At 71.7% G+C, this 4,120-nt stretch carries 6 protein-coding genes; 2 read left to right on the forward strand and 4 right to left on the reverse strand.

What is annotated here, in order from left to right; all coding sequences use genetic code 11:
• Nucleotides 1–21: 21 nt before the first annotated feature.
• Nucleotides 22–795, reverse strand: a complete 774-nt coding sequence (locus ACFXBC_RS34800; protein ID WP_385034040.1) for an SDR family NAD(P)-dependent oxidoreductase — start codon at nucleotides 793–795, stop codon at nucleotides 22–24.
• 57 nt (nucleotides 796–852) lie between these two features.
• Nucleotides 853–1,188 (reverse strand): YnfA family protein, encoded by a 336-nt coding sequence (locus ACFXBC_RS34805; protein WP_385034043.1) that lies wholly within the window; start codon nucleotides 1,186–1,188, stop codon nucleotides 853–855.
• Between the two features lie 163 nt (nucleotides 1,189–1,351).
• Between ACFXBC_RS34805 and ACFXBC_RS34810 the strand changes: the two genes are divergently transcribed.
• Entirely contained in the window at nucleotides 1,352–1,834 is a 483-nt protein-coding gene (locus ACFXBC_RS34810) for a MarR family winged helix-turn-helix transcriptional regulator (RefSeq protein WP_385034046.1), read from the forward strand.
• Here the strand turns inward: ACFXBC_RS34810 and ACFXBC_RS34815 are convergent.
• Nucleotides 1,803–2,561 carry a Mut7-C RNAse domain-containing protein gene (locus ACFXBC_RS34815; RefSeq protein ID WP_385034048.1) on the reverse strand — a complete coding sequence of 253 codons (759 nt, stop codon included), beginning with the start codon at nucleotides 2,559–2,561 and terminating at the stop codon, nucleotides 1,803–1,805. The genes ACFXBC_RS34810 and ACFXBC_RS34815 overlap by 32 nt on opposite strands.
• A gap of 74 nt (nucleotides 2,562–2,635) precedes the next feature.
• On the reverse strand, nucleotides 2,636–3,499 hold the full coding sequence (locus ACFXBC_RS34820) for an SDR family oxidoreductase (protein ID WP_385034051.1): 864 nt from the start codon (nucleotides 3,497–3,499) through the stop codon (nucleotides 2,636–2,638).
• A gap of 267 nt (nucleotides 3,500–3,766) precedes the next feature.
• Between ACFXBC_RS34820 and ACFXBC_RS34825 the strand changes: the two genes are divergently transcribed.
• Nucleotides 3,767–4,027 carry a hypothetical protein gene (locus ACFXBC_RS34825; RefSeq protein WP_385034054.1) on the forward strand — a complete coding sequence of 87 codons (261 nt, stop codon included), beginning with the start codon at nucleotides 3,767–3,769 and terminating at the stop codon, nucleotides 4,025–4,027.
• The last annotated feature ends 93 nt before the right edge of the window (nucleotides 4,028–4,120 follow it).

Raw genomic sequence — 4,120 nt, forward strand, 5'->3', positions numbered from 1 at the left:
GGTCGACGGGCCGCGCCGCCGTCACAGCTCCCTGTGGACCTTGGTGTTGGACGCCTGGGCGCGGGGGCGGACCACCAGCAGGTCGATGTTGACGTGGCTGGGGCGGGTCACCGTCCAGGTGATGGCCTCCGCCACGTCCTCCGCGACCAGGGGTTCGGCCACGCCCGCGTAGACCTTGGCGGCCTTCTCCTCGTCGCCGCCGAAGCGGGTGGTGGCGAACTCCTCGGTCTTGACCATGCCGGGGGCGATCTCGATCACCCGCACCGGGTGGCCCACGATCTCCAGGCGGAGCGTCTCGGCGAGCACACGGGCGCCGTTCTTCGCCGCCACATAGCCCCCGCCGCCCTCGTACGCCCCGTGGCCCGCCGTGGACGAGACGATCACGATGGTGCCGTCGCCGCTCGCGGTCAGGGCGGGGAGGAGGGTCTGGGTGAGGTTGAGGGTGCCGATGACGTTCGTCTCGTACATCCGGCGCCAGTCCGCCGGGTCGCCGGTGGCCACCGGGTCCGCGCCGAGCGCGCCGCCCGCGTTGTTGACCAGGACGCCGATGGTGGGGAACGCGGTGGCGAACTCCTCGACGGCCGCGCGGTCGGTGACATCCAGGGCGTACGAGGTGGCCTGGTGGCCCGCCGCGTTGATCTCCGCGGCCACGGCCTCGATGCGGTCCTTGCGGCGGGCGGTGAGCACGACCCGGTAGCCCGCCGCTGCGAGCTGCCGTGCGGTGGCCGCACCGATGCCGCTGCTCGCTCCGGTGACGACGGCGATGCGGTTGGTGGCTGCGGGCGGCGGGGTCATGGCGGGGCTCCTCGGGAGGGGAGGCGTACGGGAGGCGGTGCCCAGGATATGCCGGTCTCAGCGGCCGCGCGGGGCGTACATGATCACGGCCATCCCGGCCAGACAGATCAGTGCGCCGGTCACGTCCCAGCGGTCCGGCCGGTATCCGTCGGCGACCATGGCCCAGACGATCGAGCCCGCGACGAAGATCCCGCCGTACGCGGCGAGGATCCTGCCGAACTCGCCGTCGGGCTGGAGCGTCGCCACGAAGCCGTAGATACCGAGCGCGATGACACCGCCGCCGATCCAGATCCAGCCCCTGTTCTCCCGCACTCCCTGCCAGACCAGCCAGGCGCCGCCGATCTCGAAGAGCGCGGCGAGTACGAAGAGGGCGGCGGAGCGGAGGATCAGCATGGGGGCAGCCTGGCATGATCCTCCGGGTGCTTGCCCCGCACGTCCTGGCCCTCGGGTCCTCGGGTCCTCGGTGTAATGGTCACCGTGTGCGGGCCGGCCGCGTCCCGGTCCTCCGTGTCCCGCCCGTCCTGGCCCTCCGGGTGCTGCGTCGTACGCTCTCCGCATGACGCAGAAGACGGCGCCGCGCAGCGTGCTGATGGCCGAGCTGGGTGCCACCTCCCGCCGGTACATGGCCGCGTACGCCCTGTTCAACCAGGCTCTCGCCGATCATCTGCGGCTGCACCCCACCGATGTGCAGTGCCTCAATCTGCTGAGTCTCGAAGCGGGCCCGGTCACCACGGGCCGGATCGCGGAGCTGACCGGGCTCACCACCGGATCGGCCACCCGGCTCGTCGACCGGCTGGAGCGTGCGGGCTATGTGCGGCGGCAGCGCGACACCGGCGACCGGCGGAAGGTCCTTGTGGTGACGGTGCCCGCGCGGATGGCCGAGTTCGGGGCGGTGTGGGCGCGGCTCGACGGCGCCTGGTCCGCCCTGTTCGACGCGTACGACGACCGCGAGATCGCCCTGCTCACCGAGCATATGCGGCGGACCGTGGCGATGAGCGCGCAGCAGATCAGCCGTCTGCGGAGCGGGGAGCTGGGCTGAACTCCCGCAGCGCGTCCGCCACGATCGCCTCCAGGCGGTGGTGGTGCGCGCCGCGCCAGTACACCCGTCCACAGGCGACGCACTGGGCGAAGACGTCGTGGGAGCGCTCGGTGCCGCCCTCGATCCGGCCGCGCACGCTGTCCTTGGACGCGGGCGCCAGCTCGCCGTTGCAGGCGCTGCACCGGGTCCACGGGGCGAGGGCGGGGGCGAACCTGCCCAGTACGTCGCGGAGTTGCTGGTCGGGCTGGTCGCTGTAGACGTACGCCCCGGCCCACAGCTCGCGCCGCCGCAGCAGGCCCCGGTCGCGGGAGAGCAGGACGCGCCGGTGCTCCGCCGAGTAGGTGGCGAGTGCGGGGTCCCCGATGTCCTCGCTGAAGTACGCGGTGTCGACGCCGAGCAGCCGCAACCGGCGGGCCAGCGTGCCGAGATGGACGTCGAGCAGAAAGCGCAGCGGGGCGCCCGGCACCCGCTGGGGGCGCTCCACCGCGTACACCTCGACGGTCTCTCCCGAGCGCGGGATGTGCGAGAACGGTACGGGCCGGCCGTCCACGACCAGCCGGCCCACCTCGGTCAGCGGAATGCCGGCCGACTCGACGACATGGCCGAGGGTCGACGAGCCGTCGGTGATCAGGTCCGTACGTCGTCCCTTGTTCTCCCTGCGCCGCTCCGCTGGGAGGAAGAGGCGCAGTCCGGGGGCGACTTCGAGGTGGATCTCCGGTCCGTTCACGGTGTCAGGATGTCATCGGGGCGGGGGGCGGGCCGGAGATTTCCGGTCCGCCTGTCAGATGGGGTCAGATGGGGTCAGATGGTGTCGGGGGCTGTGGGTGCCACGGTGAAGGCTGCCGCGTTCTCGGTGGCCCAGGTGGCGAAGGTGTGTGCCGGGTGGCCGGTGAGTGACCGCACCTGGTCGGTGACGGCCGTGGGGACGCCGTCGGACGCGGCCCAGTAGCGCAGCAGGGAGTCCGCGACCGTGGCGGGCAGATGGGCGCTGACCGACTCCTTCCACGCTTCGGGGCTGACACGCCGGAACGGGATGGTGCGGCCGGTCGCGGCTTCGATGGTGGCGATCTGCTCGGTGAAGGTGAGCGACTGCGGTCCGGTCAGGTGGTACGCCCCGCCGCGCACCGAGGGGTCGGTGAGGGCGGCGTACGCGGAATCGGCGATGTCCCGTTCGTGGATCGGATCGGAGTAACTGCCCGGGTACGGGAGGTCGATGACGCCGGCGGACCGCAGGGCCCACTTCCACTGGAGCGCGTTGCCCGCGAAGGCGCCGGGCCGCAGGACTGTCGTTCCGATGGACGAGGCGGCCAGGGCCTGTTCGACGGTGAGATGGGTGCGGGCGATCGCGCTCTCGGACGCGTGGGGGCCGAGCACGGAGCTGGAGGAGAGCAGCACGATGTGCCGGACGCCCGCGGCCTCGGCCTGCTGGACGAACGCGTCGATCCGGGAGGGCTCCGCGTAGAGGAAGACGGCGTCGGCCCCGTCGAGTGCGGCCGGGAAGGTGGCGGGGTCGTGGAGGTCGCACCGTACGGCTGTCACCCCGTCGGGCAGCGAGAGGTCTCCGGGGGCGGCCGATGCGGCCCGCACCTCGGTCCCGTTGCCGCGCAGCAGCGGGATGAGGGCGGTGCCGACCTTGCCTCGGCTTCCGGTGACGAGGACGGTCATGAGGGGTCCTTTCGGCGGTGGGCTCTGTGCGTTGCCGTTGCCTGCTCTGTCTTCTGTCTTCTGTCTTCTGTCTTCTGTGCTCTGTTGTGCTCTGTGTTCCGTGTTCCGTGCTCGGTGGCGCTCTCCGCGATACTAGGTGCCGCACAGAATCTGTGTCACGCAGTTAATGAGCCGGATGAGGCCCCCGTGCGGGTGGGGCCGGTGGGCACTCGGGGCGATCCGCTGACGGAGGCGTGCCTTCGGGCGCCTCCGCGCGTTACCCCGGGCATGAACGTACGTCGAATCCTCACCACTGCCGCCGCCGGATCCGCCCTGCTCGCCGCCTTCGCTCCCGTCGCCCAGGCCAATGACCTCGGGGGCACGATCAGCGACGCGGCCCAGACCACGGCCGCCGTCGGCGAGCAGGCCCAGCCCATCGCCAAGGGAGTCCTCGGAGACCACGTCGGCAAGAAGGTGCACGCCGTGAAGGGAGCGGCCAAGGCCGGCGGCGACGCCCTGAAGGCGGGCAACGAATTCCTCAGCAGCTGAATCCGGTTCGGCGGGTCCATTCCGCCCCGGAGACGTAACGGCCGGTTCCCGGGAGCATCTGCCCCCGGGTGCTCGGTGGCGCTCTCCGCGATA

The sequence above is a fragment of the Streptomyces sp. NPDC059398 genome, from assembly GCF_042751845.1.
GTDB lineage: Bacteria > Actinomycetota > Actinomycetes > Streptomycetales > Streptomycetaceae > Streptomyces.